General features: G+C 54.3%; 16 protein-coding genes. All 16 read right to left on the bottom strand.

What is annotated here, in order from left to right:
- Positions 1 to 53 precede the first annotated feature (53 nt).
- Positions 54 to 935, bottom strand: coding sequence for a response regulator (locus P0119_01025; GenBank protein ID MDF0664632.1), 882 nt, complete (start codon positions 933 to 935; stop codon positions 54 to 56).
- 113 nt (positions 936 to 1,048) lie between these two features.
- Positions 1,049 to 1,612 carry a response regulator gene (locus P0119_01030; GenBank protein ID MDF0664633.1) on the bottom strand — a complete coding sequence of 188 codons (564 nt, stop codon included), beginning with the start codon at positions 1,610 to 1,612 and terminating at the stop codon, positions 1,049 to 1,051.
- A 7-nt stretch (positions 1,613 to 1,619) separates the two neighbouring features.
- On the bottom strand, positions 1,620 to 1,907 hold the full coding sequence (locus tag P0119_01035; protein ID MDF0664634.1) for a response regulator: 288 nt from the start codon (positions 1,905 to 1,907) through the stop codon (positions 1,620 to 1,622).
- A 113-nt stretch (positions 1,908 to 2,020) separates the two neighbouring features.
- Positions 2,021 to 2,293, bottom strand: coding sequence for a histidine kinase dimerization/phospho-acceptor domain-containing protein (locus tag P0119_01040; protein ID MDF0664635.1), 273 nt, complete (start codon positions 2,291 to 2,293; stop codon positions 2,021 to 2,023).
- A gap of 59 nt (positions 2,294 to 2,352) precedes the next feature.
- Entirely contained in the window at positions 2,353 to 2,532 is a 180-nt protein-coding gene (locus P0119_01045; GenBank protein ID MDF0664636.1) for a hypothetical protein, read from the bottom strand.
- A gap of 204 nt (positions 2,533 to 2,736) precedes the next feature.
- Positions 2,737 to 4,233, bottom strand: a complete 1,497-nt coding sequence (locus P0119_01050) for an NADH-quinone oxidoreductase subunit N (GenBank protein ID MDF0664637.1) — start codon at positions 4,231 to 4,233, stop codon at positions 2,737 to 2,739.
- Positions 4,230 to 5,936: an NADH-quinone oxidoreductase subunit M gene (locus tag P0119_01055; protein MDF0664638.1), complete on the bottom strand. Its 1,707-nt coding sequence runs from the start codon at positions 5,934 to 5,936 to the stop codon at positions 4,230 to 4,232. Before P0119_01055 ends, P0119_01050 begins: the two co-directional genes overlap by 4 nt.
- A gap of 4 nt (positions 5,937 to 5,940) precedes the next feature.
- The gene (locus P0119_01060) at positions 5,941 to 7,500 is read right to left on the bottom strand and encodes an NADH-quinone oxidoreductase subunit M (GenBank protein MDF0664639.1); all 1,560 of its coding nucleotides are present in this window, start codon (positions 7,498 to 7,500) and stop codon (positions 5,941 to 5,943) included.
- A 25-nt stretch (positions 7,501 to 7,525) separates the two neighbouring features.
- Positions 7,526 to 9,502 (bottom strand): NADH-quinone oxidoreductase subunit L, encoded by a 1,977-nt coding sequence (gene nuoL / locus P0119_01065; protein ID MDF0664640.1) that lies wholly within the window; start codon positions 9,500 to 9,502, stop codon positions 7,526 to 7,528.
- A 135-nt stretch (positions 9,503 to 9,637) separates the two neighbouring features.
- Entirely contained in the window at positions 9,638 to 9,940 is a 303-nt protein-coding gene (gene nuoK / locus P0119_01070) for an NADH-quinone oxidoreductase subunit NuoK (protein MDF0664641.1), read from the bottom strand.
- Positions 9,937 to 10,464, bottom strand: coding sequence for an NADH-quinone oxidoreductase subunit J (locus tag P0119_01075; protein MDF0664642.1), 528 nt, complete (start codon positions 10,462 to 10,464; stop codon positions 9,937 to 9,939). The genes nuoK and P0119_01075 overlap by 4 nt, the downstream gene beginning before the upstream one ends.
- A gap of 9 nt (positions 10,465 to 10,473) precedes the next feature.
- Positions 10,474 to 11,061: an NADH-quinone oxidoreductase subunit NuoI gene (gene nuoI, locus P0119_01080; protein ID MDF0664643.1), complete on the bottom strand. Its 588-nt coding sequence runs from the start codon at positions 11,059 to 11,061 to the stop codon at positions 10,474 to 10,476.
- 33 nt (positions 11,062 to 11,094) lie between these two features.
- Entirely contained in the window at positions 11,095 to 13,788 is a 2,694-nt protein-coding gene (locus P0119_01085; GenBank protein ID MDF0664644.1) for a molybdopterin-dependent oxidoreductase, read from the bottom strand.
- A gap of 88 nt (positions 13,789 to 13,876) precedes the next feature.
- The gene (gene nuoD / locus P0119_01090) at positions 13,877 to 15,121 is read right to left on the bottom strand and encodes an NADH dehydrogenase (quinone) subunit D (GenBank protein MDF0664645.1); all 1,245 of its coding nucleotides are present in this window, start codon (positions 15,119 to 15,121) and stop codon (positions 13,877 to 13,879) included.
- A gap of 14 nt (positions 15,122 to 15,135) precedes the next feature.
- On the bottom strand, positions 15,136 to 15,633 hold the full coding sequence (locus tag P0119_01095) for an NADH-quinone oxidoreductase subunit C (GenBank protein ID MDF0664646.1): 498 nt from the start codon (positions 15,631 to 15,633) through the stop codon (positions 15,136 to 15,138).
- Between the two features lie 9 nt (positions 15,634 to 15,642).
- Complete coding sequence (locus P0119_01100) at positions 15,643 to 16,170, bottom strand: NADH-quinone oxidoreductase subunit B (protein MDF0664647.1); 528 nt, start codon at positions 16,168 to 16,170, stop codon at positions 15,643 to 15,645.
- Between the last annotated feature and the right edge of the window lie 7 nt (positions 16,171 to 16,177).

Here is a 16,177-nt window from a genome sequence, read left to right on the forward strand (position 1 = left end):
GCCTCTGCAGACACTCAGTCGTAGCGAGTAGACCGGTAAGGGCGACTCATGGTTCAGAATGGCTCGACGCTCCGCAATTGCCCGATCGCCGCCGGTTGCTGAATGACGCTCATCAGATCTGTCGGCTTCACATCCAACAGCTCACGCACGGAACTTGCCAAAGCCTCAGGTGTAAAGGGCTTTGGCAGATAGGCACTGGCCGGGTCACCGCTCTCAACACCCACATCATCTGTATAGCCTGAAATAAAGAGAAGCTTCAATTCCGGTTTGATCACACGAAGCTGCCTTGCCAGCTCAGTTCCACTCATCCACGGCATCACGATATCCGTGAGCAGCAGTTTGACCTTCCCAATATGGGGAGTGGCCACCAGACAAGCCTCCACGCCATTTCTTGCCTCGACGATGCCATATCCGAGCTTCATCAGTTCATCTCGAATGAGGGTGCGAACATCCTCCTCATCCTCTACCAGAAGAATGGTTTCATGACCCTCTGTCGATTGCAACGGTACGCTCTCTTCTGTCGGCACCTCCTCGATCTCACTTACAACGCGCGGGAGGTAGATATCGAAACGTGCCCCCACTCCACTCTCGCTGATTACATCCAATCCACCGCCGCTTCCCGTGACGATGCCCAACAGGGTCGACAGCCCAAGCCCCGTTCCCTTTCCTTCTTCCTTGGTGGTAAGGAAGGGCTTGGAAATATGTTCCTGGACCTCCGAGGACACTCCCCAGCCGGTGTCGGACACCGAGAGCCTCACATATTCCCCGGGCGGCATAGGATTGACGTGGTAGCTAGGCCGGTGGTCGAGCTTTACCGAGGCGATTTCGATCGTGAGCTTGCCGCCGGTCGGCATCGCATCCCGGGCGTTCACGACCAGATTCATCGCAATCTGCTCGACTAACGCAGGATCGGCTTTGATTGTGAGCGCATCCACGCTCGGCCTCTGAACCTTCGCTCCCGAAGGCTGTTTTCTGCTGAACGTAAGCACCTGGCGAATGAGAACCCTCGAGCGATCACCCGCCTTCTACATTTCTTCCACCCGATTGCTTAGCGGATGATCTGAGCCCATCTCATTGAGCAGAACCTGACTATGCCCATGATGACCGTCAGCAAGTTATTGAAATCGTGTGCCAGTCCTCCTGCCAGACGGCCGACCGCCTCAAGCTTTTGTAGCTGCCGAACTTGCATTTCGCTGTGAACAAGTGCCTCCTCCGCCTGCCTTCGTGCCACCCGTGCTGTTCGCTCGCGCAGTACTTGTCGCACCGATGGGACAAGACGATCCAATCCTTCCTTGAAAATACAATCCATCGAACCGCGCTGCATGTGCTCAATGCACAGGGTCTCAGCAGCTGTTGTGGAGAGAAAGATAAACGGTACGTCAGGAGCCGATTGTTGGGCCAACTCTAAGGCGGCCCCCTCCTCAAACTCAGGCATGGAGAACTCGGCCAGGATGAGATCTATCTGGCCTTCGGTCAGAGCCGAGGTAAAGGTGCGGCGAGATTCTACGCGTCGTATCACACAGGAAAGTCCAGCATCAGTCAACAGTTCATCGATGCGATCAGTATCTTGTGGGTTGGTCTCTAGATGCAGCACTCGCAACACCGTCATCATGGCAGGGTCACGTGATGGAACGGCAGTTTTCAGGAGGAGGTTCATTGATGATGCCACACAATGTTCCGAGCTCCTTGACAGCCGACAAAACTTTGTGAGACTCGACGGGCTTGACGACGTAGGCGTTGGACCCCAAGGCACAACCGTCGGCTAGGTCGAGTTCTTCTCGCAATGATGGCAACATCACGACTGGAAGTGGACGAAGATGGAGGTCCCCCTTGATGGCACGCAAGACTTCGAGCCCGCTCACTGTGGGCATTTTTAGATCATTGACGACGTTTGTGATCAGGTTCATGAATGTCTGTCGGAGCATGACCGGATCGCCCTACACTTCAGGTCGTGCAGCGATTGTCCATGATATAGCTCGTCCTTGCAAGCCCAAGTGCAGATCGGCGACGATGTTTCTCATCACCGGTCCAGGTTGACGGTAGCGTGAAGCATGACTTGTCGGCCCATACGAGAAAGCACCAGCAGGGTATCGATCAGCTGTCCCATCTGCTTTGCGGAGTCAACAATCGTTTGCAAATACCGGGCAGCTTTGTCGTTCAGCGAGGGCTCGACCGATTGACGCAGGAGTGCGGCATAGCCATCGATGTGACGCAATGGGGCACGTAGGTCGTGAGAGAACAGCGGAATGATTCCAGCTCCTTGTTTGCGGCCTCCAAGAGCTCTCCTCGACACTGTAGCTCACCGGGGACACGTCGCCGTTCCGTGATGTCATGCAGAGTGAGGTAGTACACCTATGTCAGCAGGGCCGGCTGCAGCAATGCACCGATGTCGAGGAGTACGATGGTGTGCCTTGTCTCGGGGGCAGATTCAGCTATACGCCGTCCTACTGCTTGCCGCTCAGGCACATCCATTTCCGTAATGATGTATCGAATCACGCTGAGCTTGCGAGTTCCGGCTCCCTCGAAGGTCATTCTCTTGGCGGCTCGGAAGCCGCCCTCTTGAAATAGGGCTTAGTTCGCCCGGTTGCTAAGAGGTGAGCCTGTGAGGGGCGGTTGGAGAGTGATGCCATTGATCAGGACGACTTGCATCACAACGCTTCGATGATCATTCGGAAGCCATCCAGTGAAACTGTGAAACAAATTGTAGGCGAACACTCGGGCTGCGGAGGCAGAAAACTAACCACCTAGGGCAGAACCTGGAGGAATCACAGTAGCCGAAGGACCGACAACAGTCGCAAACATGACGGTTGCGCTGACCACCCAGTCTGTGAATGGTTGGGGGTAAATGCCGATCACCAAAGTCCCGGCTAAACCGACATAGATCACCACCCTCATCGGACCAGAAATCCCGATAGGAGAGGGATCCACCGGCTCATTGATGTACATCTGCTTCACAATGATGAGGTAATAGTACATCGAGATCACAATGTTGATCAGCCCGACCGCGATCAAGGTATAGAGCCCTTCGTGGATGGCCGCCACGAAAATATAGAGCTTGCCGATGAACCCCGCGAGCGGTGGCACGCCGGCCAGAGACAGAAGGAACAGCAGCATCGCGAACGCGAGAAACGGCGATCGTCTGTTTAAGCCTCGGTAATCCTCGATTTCATCTCTTCCAATAGCCTGGCTGACTGCGATCACGACGGCGAAGGCGCCGATATTGGCAAACAGGTACGCCAGAAGATAAAACAAAATGGCATCGGTTCCCATCTTGGTGCCAGCCGCAAGGCCGATCAACACATTTCCTACTTGGGCGATTCCCGAATACGCGAGCAACCGTTTGATGTTGCGTTGCGCGATTGCCACGATATTGCCATAGGTCATCGACAGGATGGATACCGCCACCAAAAGGGTCACCCATAGAGGCCTGAACGTTGCCAACGCCACAAGGAAAAGGCGGAGCAAGATCGCGAACGCCGCAGCTTTTGGAGCGATCGACAAAAAGGTCGTTACAGGAGTAGGAGCACCATGATAGGTATCGGGAATCCATGAGTGGAATGGAACGGCCCCGATCTTAAATCCAAGAGAGGCGAAGATCAGCAGAAACCCGATGACCAAGCCGGGTGTTGCTTGGGCGGACGCCATTTCCGAAAAGACCAGCTTACCGGTTTCACCATAGACCAGGCTGATCCCATAGGCAAGCAGGCCGGCGGCAAAGACACCGAGGATAAAAAATTTGAGTCCGCCTTCGTTCGAGGCCAAATCATCTCGGAGATAAGACACTAAGATATAGAAACCAAGCGTGGCGAATTCCAAGCTAACGAAGAGGGACAGCAGATCGTTGGCGGACGCCATGAACATCATGCCGAGTGCCGCCATGACGACCAGACAATAATACTCTCCTCTGAAAAGAGTGAAACGATTGACATACTCGATTGATGCGAGGATGACGAGTATCGTGGCTCCCAGGATAAAGATCTTGAAAAAGATCGCCATGCGATCCAGCACGAACATATTGCCGAAGAGCGTGCCGGAAATATGATTGAGGTCAAACCACCCCAAACAGCCGAGTGTGATCACAAGGCCTGCGACACTGAGATAAGCCAGTCGCTCCTTGGGAAAGCGCGGAAACGAAAAATCGACGATGAGCACCACACAAAGCCAGGAGGTTAGGAAGATCTCCGGCAGTAAGAGCAGAAGATCGGAGAAGGCCATGTTGAGCGAAAACGTCATTCGCGCTCCTCTCGTGAGACCTGAGGTAGATCGGATATGGCCTTGTGCGCAGCCAACGGGGCAGCAGTCCTTTCTAGTGGCATCGACTTCCCATTCACCCCTAACCCCTCACTGGTTTCCGCGACCGGAACCACGCGCGTAATCCTCGCGACCAACGGGTCCACTCCAGAACGAACGACATCGTATAAATGCATCGGGAAAATTCCAAAGCCGATACTGACCGAAATCATAATCAATAGAGGCAGGCGGTCGACCGTCGAGATCGCATCGTGTGCATGGCTGTACTTTTGGTTCATCGGACCATAGAAAAGGCCGCGCATCATTTTGAACAGATACGCTAGGGTTAAGACGATGCCCAGCATGGCCACGATCACTTGGAGAGGATACTTATTCCAGCTTCCGACGATGATCATAATTTCCGCGATAAAATTCACCGTACCGGGCATTCCGACCGATGCCATACAGGCCACGATGAAACAGGCAGAGATGAAGGGCATCTTGTTCACCAGGCCGCCCAACGACGGGATGTCGCGTGAATGGGTTTGGTCGTACACCCACCCAGCCATCGCGAAGAGCATGCCGGTCGCCATGGCGTGGGCGAACATGTAGATGACCGCGCCGCTTAGGCTGATGTAATTCAAGGCTGCCATCCCAAGGAACACATAGCCCATGTGACTGGAACTGGAATAGCCGATCACGTACTTGGTGTCTTTGGCATAAAACGCCACGAAACCGCCATAGATGATGCTGAACATGCAAAGAACGGCGGCGATCGGCATCAGTTCCCTGGTCGTCTCCGGGAGAATTTCAAACGCCACCCGCATAATGGAGAAGTGTCCCAGCTTCATGAGGACACCGGCATGAAGCATGCTGGTTGCGGCCGGCGCAGCCGCATGGCCGACCGGCGACCACGAGTGCAACGGCCACAGCGGAGCGATCGACGCAAAGCCGAAGAACACCAAGACCCAGATGATCTTGTCCAACGTCGTGCCGAGCGCCGGAATATTCATGAGATGGGCCTGCTCCCGGAGCACCAGGATATCGAAGGTGTTCAGCCCGGAGTATTTATAGATGAGTAAGATGCCCATGAGCGCGACGACGGCAAAGGCGGACAGGAAGAGCACGAGTTTCATCGCCGCATATTCTTTGCTGTTCGATCCGAAGTTCAGGAGAAATCCAACTGAGTCCCGCCGTTTCAGACCTTCGGGATCGGTCATTTCCAAATACTTCTTCGTGTGGCTGCCCCACATCCCCAACAGCAAATACATCGGGATGACGGACATCTCATAGAAGAAATAGAGAAAGAACAAGTCTAGGGACATGAACACACCGATCGTGGCAGCCGCCAGGATCAACAACCAGATGTAGAACTCTTTCGTACGATCCTTGATGTGCCACGATACGAAGATGCCGGCAAACAGCAAAATGGAAGAGGCCAGCACGAGAGGAGTGCCGACCCCATCGACGCCAAGATACAATGCAATGCCGAGTTGCCTCGACCATTCGAACTTTTGAACAAACTGAAATCCGCCTGTGCTTGGATCATACGCATAAAAAATATAGAGCGACGCGATCAGCGACACAAAGGCTGCGCTTGCCGCTATGCTTCGAACAAGCAGCGGCTGTCGATTTGACACAAAAATTAACCCCAAGGCCCCGGCGAACGGAGCGAAGAGGACATACAGTAGTGCGTACTCTCCCATTGACCTAATACCCCTGTCTTACCTGACTACCATCCAGGGCTACCGCATTTTCGTGATGGAGGCGATCGACGAGCGCTTGAACAGATCCGTTCATGATTCGTAAAAACGGCGAGGGATAGAGCCCGATCCAGAAAATCATGACCGAAAGTGAGACCGCAATGACCATCTCACGAAGCTGCAGGTCGCTCATCGCACCTTTCACCGCACTGCCGAGCGGACCCATCATCGAACGTTCGTAGTACCACAGAAAATACGCGGCACCAAAAATGACCCCGAGCACGGCGATTCCGCCAAACCACCACTTGGCCTCGAATGCTCCCAAGAGAATGAGAAACTCCCCGACAAAGCCGTTCGTACCGGGCAGTCCGATCGACGCCAGTCCGATAATGAGCAAGAATGTTGCGAGTCGAGGCACTTGTTTTGCCATTCCACCGAACGCAGACAACTGAGTTGTCTGCTGCCGAGAGTAGAGAAAGCCGGCGATAAAGAAGAGTCCAGCAGTGCTGAATCCCAGATTGATCATCGTGAGCAAGCTGCCTTGCAGACCTTGATAGTTCAGGGCAAACAACCCCACGACGATAAAGCCCAAGTGACTGATGCTGCTGTAGGCCAGCAGGCGACGGAAATCGGACTGAACCAAGGCCATCCAGGCTCCGTAGAGAATTGCGCAGAGGCCAAGCACGACCATCACCATGACAACCGTCTCGCTTTTCGACGCATCGGGGAGCAAGGGGATGCTGAACCGCATAAAACCAAACGTGCCCACTTTCAATCCCGCCAAGGCCACGGCCATCCCGATCGGGCCCTCCAACAGTGCATCAGGCAGCCATGTATGGAAAGGAAACACCGGAGCCTTGAACGCAAATCCTAGGAACATCAGCCAAAAAATGACGAGTTGCTGAGAGACCGGAACCGGTACCGTCATGAGCTCAAGCAGATCGAACGAATAGGTCTGATCGGGGTGATGCAGGGAGGCCCATTCATGAAAATTGATGTTCAGCAACGCGATGCCCACCAGCATGAACACGCTGCCCAAGAGCGTATATACGACGAACTTCAACGCGGCGTAATGACGTTCGGCTCCCCCTCCCCACAGCTTGATCAGAAAATAGCTGGGTATCAGCATCAACTCCCAGAAGACGAAAAACAGGATCAAATCCAGCGACACGAAGATGCCCATCGTCGTCGTCTCGAGCGCCAACAGGCACATCATGTACAGCTTGACTTGATGTCGAATCGTATCCCACGAATAGACCACGACCAAGACCGTCAAAAATGCCGTGAGTCCCACGAACAGGACGCTGATTCCATCGACGGCCAGGTGATAGCTGATGCCTAGCGCAGGAATCCATTGGACACGCTCTGTGAACTGCATAGCGGCTGACTCGGGCACGAAGCGCAGCAGGACGAATACAGAAAGTGCAAACTCCACTAGGGCAATCGTGAGGGTTGAGGTCCGGACCAGATCCTCGTCGTCGAGCAGCCAGAGCACAGCAGCCCCGACCAGCGGGAGAAATAGAATGGAGGACAGAATCGGAAATCCGGCCGTGAGTTCTTCGAGCATGGACGTAGCCTAGTCGGGTTAAGACCTACATCTGAGCAAACAATTGAACGACAAGAACGAGCAGGAAGATCCCCGCGACGATGATGGCGGCATAATGATGCACCATTCCGCTCTGTATCTTCCGACCTTCGCGAGCCGCGAGGTGGTTGCTATATCCGATCACGTTCAGGCCGCCGTAGATAATATACTTCTCGATCCACGTGGATCCGGCAGAACCCCAATCAGCGAGCCATCCAACGCCCCGCACGATGCCGTCGATGATCGTGCGATCAAACCAGTCAAGGATTGCACCCAGACGTTTGAGCGGCTCCACGAAGATCAGGTCGTACAGTTCGTCGACGTAGTACTTGTTCAGCAGAAGCCGATACATCTTGGAGAATTTGTTCGCCCATCGGTCGGCTGTCGCCGGGCTCAGGCCGTAGAGAAAATGCGCCAGCCCCCATCCCGCCAAGGCTATGGCGATCGCAATGCTCATCAACAGCAACACCATGCCGGCATTTGTCTCATGCGCACTCCCAACTCCGACGACGGGCCCCAAAAATCCATGCAGCCAGCCATGCTCTGGAGGAAACCCCAAGATCACCCCACCCACGATCGAAAGGAAGGCAAGGGCTATCAGGGGAGCGACCATCACCATCGGAGATTCATGCACATGCTCAGCCGTATGAGGATCCATCCGAGACGAACCGTAGAACGTCAGATAGGTCAACCGGAACATATAAAAAGACGTCATCAATGCGCCGAACGCCGCCATGCTGTACAGGAGATAGTGATGAGTGGTGAAGGCATGAGCCATAATTTCGTCTTTGCTCCAGAATCCCGCTAAGGGAGGAAGGCCCGCGATCGCAATGGTGCCGACCAGAAACAGACGATGAGTCCATGGAATTCGGCTGCTCAGTCCGCCCATCTTCCGGATGTCCTGTTCCCCCGATAATGCATGGATGACCGATCCTGCCGCCAAGAACAACAGCGCTTTGAAGAACGCATGGGTCATGACGTGGAAAACGGACGCCGTATAGGCGCCGATCCCACAACCGAGAAACATATATCCGAGCTGGCTCACCGTCGAATAGGCCAGGACGCGTTTGATGTCGGTTTGGACGAGTCCGATGGTCGCGGCAAACAGGGCGGTGCCTCCGCCGACCAGCGCCACCGTCGACATCGCGACAGGTGAGAGATCAAAGATGGCGTGATTACGGACGACCATGTAGACACCGGCCGTCACCATGGTCGCCGCATGGATCAACGCGCTCACCGGCGTGGGACCTTCCATCGCATCGGGCAGCCATGTATGGAGGGGGAGCTGCGCCGACTTCCCAACCGCACCGATGAAGAGGCACAGAGCGATGGCCGTGGCCATATCTGGAGACAGTTGCCCGACCTGGGCAAAGACCTTGGTATAGTCGAGGGTCTTAAAGTTGCTGAAGACAAGAAATATCGCGACGAGAAATCCCGCGTCGCCGATCCTGTTGACGACGAAGGCTTTGGATGCTGCCTTGGCGGCCGAAATCTTGTCATAGTAATAACCGATCAAGAGATAGGAACAGAGCCCGACACCTTCCCAACCGATAAAGAGCACGAGATAGTTGTTCCCCATCACAAGAAGCAACATGGAGACCATGAAGAGATTCATGTAGGTGAAGAAGCGCGTAAATCCGGTTTCTCCGTGCATATAACCCACGGAATAGACGTGAATGAGGAACCCGACACCGGTGACGACCAGCAACCAAGCACAGGTCAGAGGATCCACCAGGTACGCCAAATTGATCGCGAGGTCGCCCCCGAAAATCCAATGATAGGCAACCACCTCATGGGAAGCTCCCGTACGCATGACATCGGCGAAGACGGCGATCGTACAGAGAAACGATAGGCCGACTGATCCCCAAGCCAATCGATGGGCCATCCCATGGGAGTAGCGGTGCCCGAGCAGGCCGTTCGCGAGAACCGCGAGCAACGGGAAAACGGGAATCAATTTGATGAGGAGGTCAGTCAAGCGGGACACAGTATCACACCATTCTGCGGATGCTCAGCCTGCCAACCATGCTGCACGGAGTTTGAACGTACAACGTACGCATGACGATACGTTGAGAGGTACGAGCCACCGACGGCACCGTTGGATCCGATCGTCCACACCCTGCTACCACTTCAAGAGGTTCATTTCATCCACATTCGTAGAAATCTTGCCTCTGAACACGACGATGATGATGGCCAAACCAACGGCCGCTTCACCAGCCGCGATGGCGATGATGAATAGTGCCACAAGTTGTCCCGCCATCGATTCCAAATAATGTGAGAACGCGACCAAATTGATGTTGGCCGCATTCATCATGATTTCAACCGACATCAGCACGATGATGAAGTTCCGTCTGACAAGCACACCCAAGAGCCCCGTCATAAAAAGGACCGCACTGACGGCTGTATAGGCAGATAGAGGAATCATAACCGCTCTCGATTCCTATCCAGGGGCTTCGGAGCCTTGGCCAAGACGATCGCGCCGATAATAGCTCCGAGCAGAAAGATACCGACGATCTCAAACTGCAAGAGATGGTCGCTGAACATCTTGATGCCCACGGCATAGGTATCGCCGTCTTGCAGCACCGCAGTGGTCGGAGCATCCCCCTTGACCCCCGAAAATGGAGACCGCAGGAGGAGGTACAAAACGTAGCCGGCTCCAAAGACAGCAGGCCCGAGAATATACGGAGCTGAGGGGTGAAAATAACGTTCATCCGTCTTGAGATTCAGCAACATCAACACGAAGAGGTACAGCACCAGAATCGCCCCAACGTAGACGATGACCTGCACGGCCCACAAAAACTCCGCATTCAGAAGAATGAATAGGCCAGAGACGTGCAAGAGCAACACGAGGAGAGAGAGCGCGCAGTGAACTGGGTGACGCAAGGACACCGTCATAACACCGGCGGCAATACTGATCAATGCAAAATAAACAAAAAACAGTCCGGTCATGGGTGCGGCTCAGCTCAGATGTTTGGGAGGCGGTTGGGTCGACTTCTGTACCGACTGCGGAAAATAGTAGCGGTACTCGCGGCTTTGCTCGACGTTCTTTTCTTGGTTGTGCGCATACAAATACTTCTTCCCGTCATCAAGATGGCGTTCGCCGATGTCGTAGAGCCGCTTCTTGTCGAACAGGAGACTGCGTTTGTCGTGGGTCGAGTATTCGTACATCTTGGTCATCGCCAAGGCGTTCACCGGACATGCTTCGACACAATAGCCGCAGAAGACGCATTTAGTGATATCGATATAAAATTCACTGGCGTAGCGCTGGAGCGGTCGGGCCGGATCCTCGGCACTGATCACCTTGATGCAATGCGAAGGACAGGCGGCCTCGCAAAGATCGCAGCCGACGCACCGTTCTCGCCCATCATCATATCGAAGCAAGCCAAGCGCACCGCGATGCGCATCAGGGATTGTTCGTTGCTCACGCGGATACTGAAACGTCATCGGGCGGTGAAGCATGTGTCGAAACGTAACCTTCATCGCGTCCACAATTTCGTAGAACAACGCAGCCTGAAGGATTCTTTTGGTCAACGCGGCGACACTCATCGGAGGCTCCTCGTCATGAATCTAGCTACTCGCTTACGCCTGTTCAACACTGACCCAGATCTGTTTGAACGACGGGACACCGGTCGCGGCATCAACCGACACCGGCATTAAGTCCTTCACAGGAGGTTCATTAAAATGCTCAGGAAAAAAACAGGTGCCTGGAGCGATGGACTGATCCGCCTGCACCGCGAGCTGAAGAGAACCACGATCGGAGGTCAAACGCACCTTCGCACCGTCTTGCAATCCGAGACGCTCCATGTCCCCTATATTCATCCGCAGCTTCCCTGTGTTCGGAGCAATCTTCATAAGCCCTGGCGCTTGCGTGGACAATTTCCCCGAATGCACCAATAACTGTCCCATCAATAGAGAAAAGGGGCGCGTATTCTCTCCAGATGACGGACCCTGTTGATAACGAGCCTTGACCTCCACTGCGTAGTCGCTGGACAAATACTGGTCAGGGACAGGCATCACTTTACGGGGTTGCCCGAGATTATAGTATCCGGGCAAAAGCTTCATAATCTCAGCTTGAATATCATTCGCCGATTGGTATTCCCATCGGCATCCCATGGCATTCGCAAGAGCTGTCATGATGTGCCAGTCCGGCAGGCTCTCTCCAAGCGGATCCATCGCCTGACGAACGCGCAGCACGCGACCTTCAAGATTTGTAAAGGTGCCGTCCTTCTCCGCATAGGTGCAAGCAGGAAGCACAAAATGAGCCAATTTCCCCGTCTCAGTCAAGAAAGGATCTTGCACGATTAACAGTTCGAGTCGTTCAAGAGCGGCTCGCACCTCCATCGACGCCGGCAAGGTGGCGAGCGGATTTTCCCCTAGAATGTACAGGGCTTTAATCCGTCCACTCTTGCATCGCTTCAAGATCTCGATGAGATGCGCTCCCGATCCGACAGGGGGGAGTGACGTTTCCCATGCTTTGGCGAACCGGTCCCGAACTGCTGGATCATCAAACCGAGCCTGACCTGGGAGAAACTCCGGTACTGCGCCCATATCAACGGCCCCTTGTTCATTCGGCTCCTCCGTCACGGTGTTCACACCGCAACCCGCTCGTCCGAGCTTGCCGGTGATCCAGGCGAGATCCATCAGTTTTAAGACGTTCTGATAGCCGTTCGTTCGTCTGACAATCCCTTCCGCACACAGGATGATCGACCTCGACGATTCGGCAAAAATAGCCGCAACCTCTCGGAAGGCTTCGACGGGAGAGCCGGTCTGAGCCGCTAGGCGCTCCAACGAAACATTCCCCACCGCGTTTTTGAGTGCCTCAAACGCTTGGGGGTGTTTCTCAACAACCTCTTCATCCACCAAATCCTGATCGATGGTCGTCTTGACCAACCCATCGATCACGGCACCCTCTGTGCCGGGCTTGATTAAAAACGGGTGGGATGCCAACTTTGCAATATTCGTCATGGCGCTGTCGAACGTCATCACCTGAGCCTTGTAGACCCGTATGGCTTCTTTGATTCGCACGGCGGTCAAGGGGTTCGTCTCGGTAATATTAGAGCCGAACAACATGATGGCTTTCGCTTTCGTCAGATCTTCCCAATCATTCGGCATTCTCCCCAGCCCCGTGGCCCGTTTGGACGCTAGGACAAAATTCATATGGCCGTAGCGGGCGCTACTATCGATCTGGTTGGTTCCAAAGCCAGTGCGCATAAGCTTCTGAAACAAATACAGCTCTTCGTTCGTGCAGCGGGCCGTAACAAGGCCACCGATGGCATCGGCACCGGATTTCCCCTTAATTTCGGCCAATCGGTCTACGAGCAGGTGCATCGTTTCCAGCCAAGGCTTTTGCACCAGCCGACCCCCTTCGCGGACAAGGGGTTGTGTAAGGCGGCTCTTACTGTCGAGATATTCGAACCCAAAACGTCCACGTACGCAGAGCCCGCCGTGCCCCTTGGCGGTTTCCGATCGGTCGCCCCACTTGTTCTTCCAGGATAACGGGGAGGTGATTCGGACCACCTCTTCATCTTTCGTTTCCAGATAGAGTTGGCAACCGTCTCCGCAGTAGTTGCAAGTCGTCGTCGTCTTCTTCATCTGCCACGGCTTATACAGATACTTGGAAAACTTGTTCGTGATGGCGCCGACCGGACAAACTGCCAAACAATCTCCGCAGAATTCACAATCGAGGGCGAGGTCGCCCTTTGCCACGACCTGGTTGAATCCACCCTTCTTCATGAACTGCAAGGCATCGATCATCAACACATCCTTGCAAACATTGATGCATTCCGCACATGCGATGCAGCGATTCATGTTGAAGTCGAGCACGGGACTGCGTGTATCTTCCGGAATGAATTTCTGCTTCGCATTGGCCAGATTTGTCACGCCATGCTGGAAGGCCATATCTTGTAGTTCACAATGTCCGTCCGCATCGCACACCGGGCAGTCGAGCGGATGCACCGACAGGTGTTTCTCGACGGCTTTCTTTCGCGCAAGAAAGAGATCCTCTCCCTCTGTACGGATCACCATTCCCGCCGCTGCCTTGGCGGTGCAGGACCGAACCGGAGCTTTCTTCCCCTCCTGCATGACGAGACACATGCCGCAAGAGCCGAAGGGGTCGAAGGTGTAGTGATAGCACATGGCCGGGATGATCTTGCCGGTCATGGCGATGACGTCGTACAACGACACCCCGTCCTTTGCCGTGACGGACTTCCCGTCAATGCTCAATTCGATCGTTGTCGCTTCAACGTCTGGATTAGTAGCCGGCTTCAGGCCCATTGTTGCCTCGTTATTCGTTCAACGTTACTCGGTAATTGCAAGAGATGCAGCAGTTCTGTAACGGTTCACGATTCACGTTTAACGCTTCCTAGCGGTCGCATTCACCCATCACGATATCGTACGTACCGAAGATGGTACAGGCATCAGAGATCATATAGCCTCTGGCCATATGATCGAACGCGCCCATGTGCACAAACGAAGGGGCGCGAATCTTGAGTCGATAGGGCTTTCCTCCCCCGGTACTGACGATGTAGAAACCCAATTCTCCCTTGTGGGCCTCAGTGCCGCAGTAGATTTCTCCTGGCGGAGCATCAAACCCCTGCGAGAAGAGTTTGAACTGTTGGATCATTGCCTCTAGGTTTGTAAAAACCCGTTCTTTCGGCGGCAGCGTCACGCTGGGAACATCCGCCATGATGGGCCCGTCCTGCATCTGCTCCAGACATTGGCGAATGATCTTGACGCTTTCGTAGAGCTCCATCACTCGAATCCAGTAACGATCGTACGTATCCCCATTTTTTCCGACTGGCACGCTGAACTCGCACTTTGGATAGGCGCTATAGGGCTCGTATTTACGAAGATCGTAGTCCACACCGGACCCGCGAAGAACCGGGCCGCTCAGACCAAAACTGACCGCATCTTCGGCGGAGATCACGGCGACCCCCTTGGTGCGCCCGAGCCAAATGCGGTTTCTCTCGAGAAACACCTGATATTCGTCGATCTTCGGCGGGAAATAGTCCAAGAACTGTTTGAGCTTGTCGATCAATGACGAAGTCAAGTCCCGCTCAACCCCGCCGATTCGGTACCAGCTGGTCGTAAGCCGAGCTCCGCACAGCTCGTCGAACCAATCGAGCAGGATTTCCCGATCCCGAAAACAATAAAAAAAGACGGTCATAGCCCCGATGTCAAGCGCCTGGGCGCTCAGCCAAAATTGGTGTCCAATGATCCGCTGAACCTCCGCCACGATCGTCCTGAGATATTCCGCCCGCTCTGGAACTTGTAAATTCAAGAGTTTTTCAACGGCACGGCAATAGGCAAAGTTGTTGTACATCGCGCAGACATAGTCGAGCCGGTCCGTATGAGGAATGAACTGATGATACGTGCCGTCCTCAGCAAGCTTTTCTACTCCTCGGTGGAGGTACCCCATTACCGGAGTAGATTTCACCAAGCGCTCCCCTTCCAGCTCTAGAATGACCTTCAGCACACCGTGCGTACTCGGGTGTTGAGGTCCCATGTTGAGCAGGAGTTCCTCGGTTCGCAGTGTCGGAAGCGTCTCGCTCTCCGGATGTTCCGGGTTGATCTTATAGACGGTGGTTCTTTGGTCTTCGAATGCCATGCCGGTGGAGGCTCCTATCGAGGCACTTCATCTAGAAAATCAAACGTGTCCCGCCAGCCCTTTCCACGGAGTGGAAAATCCTTACGCAGCGGATAACCTTCCGCATAATCATCAGGCATTAAAATCCGACGAAGGTCGGGATGGTTTCGAAACCGGATACCCATCATGTCGAAGACTTCGCGTTCCATGAAATCGGCACCTTTCCAAAGATCCGTCAAGGAATCCACGACACAATCCGATTCAGGCACCCGTGTCTTGAGTCGAAGGCGATGTCGCTTCCTAATCGAGTAGATCTCCCACACGACTTCGAATCGCGCTTCGTCATCAGGCCAATCCACGGAACTCACATGAACGATATAATCGAAATCCATCCCAGGATCGTTTCGCAGAAACTGAGCAACTTCATGAAGTTTGTCTCGGGAGACGGTCACTGCCGCGTCACCGCGCCACTCAACCAGCCCGGTGATCTCGACCGAAAACGTCTGCTGCATTCGCTGGAGCAGTGGATGCATAACGGCGCCTTACGCCTTCAAACTGGCCTTGACCTGCTCCGGTTGAGTCACAAACACACGTTTTTGCATGATGCGCTCCTGCAGTTTTAGAATGCCGTCCAAGAGGGCCTCCGGAGTCGGAGGGCAACCGGGCACATAAATGTCAACGGGAATAAATCGATCGACTCCCTGCACGACACTGTAACTGTCATAGATGTTTCCCGAGGTGGCACAGGACCCCATCGCAATCACATATTTAGGTTCGGGCATTTGGTCGTAAATTTTTCGGATCACCGGCGCCATGCGCCGGCACACGGTTCCGGCGACGATCATCAAATCCGACTGTCGCGGTGAACCACGAAACACTCCTGCCCCGAACCGATCCATATCGTACCGAGAAGAAACGGCGGCCATCATCTCGATAGCGCAGCAAGCCAGTCCAAAGGTCATCGGCCAGAGAGAACCCTTCCTCGCCCAGTTGACGGCTTTTTCGAGAGACCCCGTGATGACATCCGGAGCTCCGTCTTTCTCCTGACGTCCCAGCTGGATTAGTCCCATACAACCC

Origin of the sequence: Nitrospira sp., from assembly GCA_029194665.1 — a bacterium.
Classification (GTDB): Bacteria; Nitrospirota; Nitrospiria; order Nitrospirales; family Nitrospiraceae; genus Nitrospira_D.

Bases quoted from the DNA above. Each gene is read 5' to 3' on its own strand.
- P0119_01030 (MDF0664633.1), bottom strand. From the start codon at position 1,612: ATGATGACGGTGTTGCGAGTGCTGCATCTAGAGACCAACCCACAAGAT.
- P0119_01035 (MDF0664634.1), bottom strand. From the start codon at position 1,907: ATGAACCTGATCACAAACGTCGTCAATGATCTAAAAATGCCCACAGTG.
- P0119_01045 (MDF0664636.1), bottom strand. From the start codon at position 2,532: ATGACCTTCGAGGGAGCCGGAACTCGCAAGCTCAGCGTGATTCGATAC.
- P0119_01050 (MDF0664637.1), bottom strand. From the start codon at position 4,233: ATGACGTTTTCGCTCAACATGGCCTTCTCCGATCTTCTGCTCTTACTG.
- P0119_01055 (MDF0664638.1), bottom strand. From the start codon at position 5,936: ATGGGAGAGTACGCACTACTGTATGTCCTCTTCGCTCCGTTCGCCGGG.
- P0119_01060 (MDF0664639.1), bottom strand. From the start codon at position 7,500: ATGCTCGAAGAACTCACGGCCGGATTTCCGATTCTGTCCTCCATTCTA.
- nuoK (MDF0664641.1), bottom strand. From the start codon at position 9,940: ATGATTCCTCTATCTGCCTATACAGCCGTCAGTGCGGTCCTTTTTATG.
- P0119_01075 (MDF0664642.1), bottom strand. From the start codon at position 10,464: ATGACCGGACTGTTTTTTGTTTATTTTGCATTGATCAGTATTGCCGCC.
- nuoI (MDF0664643.1), bottom strand. From the start codon at position 11,061: ATGAGTGTCGCCGCGTTGACCAAAAGAATCCTTCAGGCTGCGTTGTTC.
- P0119_01085 (MDF0664644.1), bottom strand. From the start codon at position 13,788: ATGGGCCTGAAGCCGGCTACTAATCCAGACGTTGAAGCGACAACGATC.
- nuoD (MDF0664645.1), bottom strand. From the start codon at position 15,121: ATGGCATTCGAAGACCAAAGAACCACCGTCTATAAGATCAACCCGGAA.
- P0119_01095 (MDF0664646.1), bottom strand. From the start codon at position 15,633: ATGCATCCACTGCTCCAGCGAATGCAGCAGACGTTTTCGGTCGAGATC.
- P0119_01100 (MDF0664647.1), bottom strand. From the start codon at position 16,170: ATGGGACTAATCCAGCTGGGACGTCAGGAGAAAGACGGAGCTCCGGAT.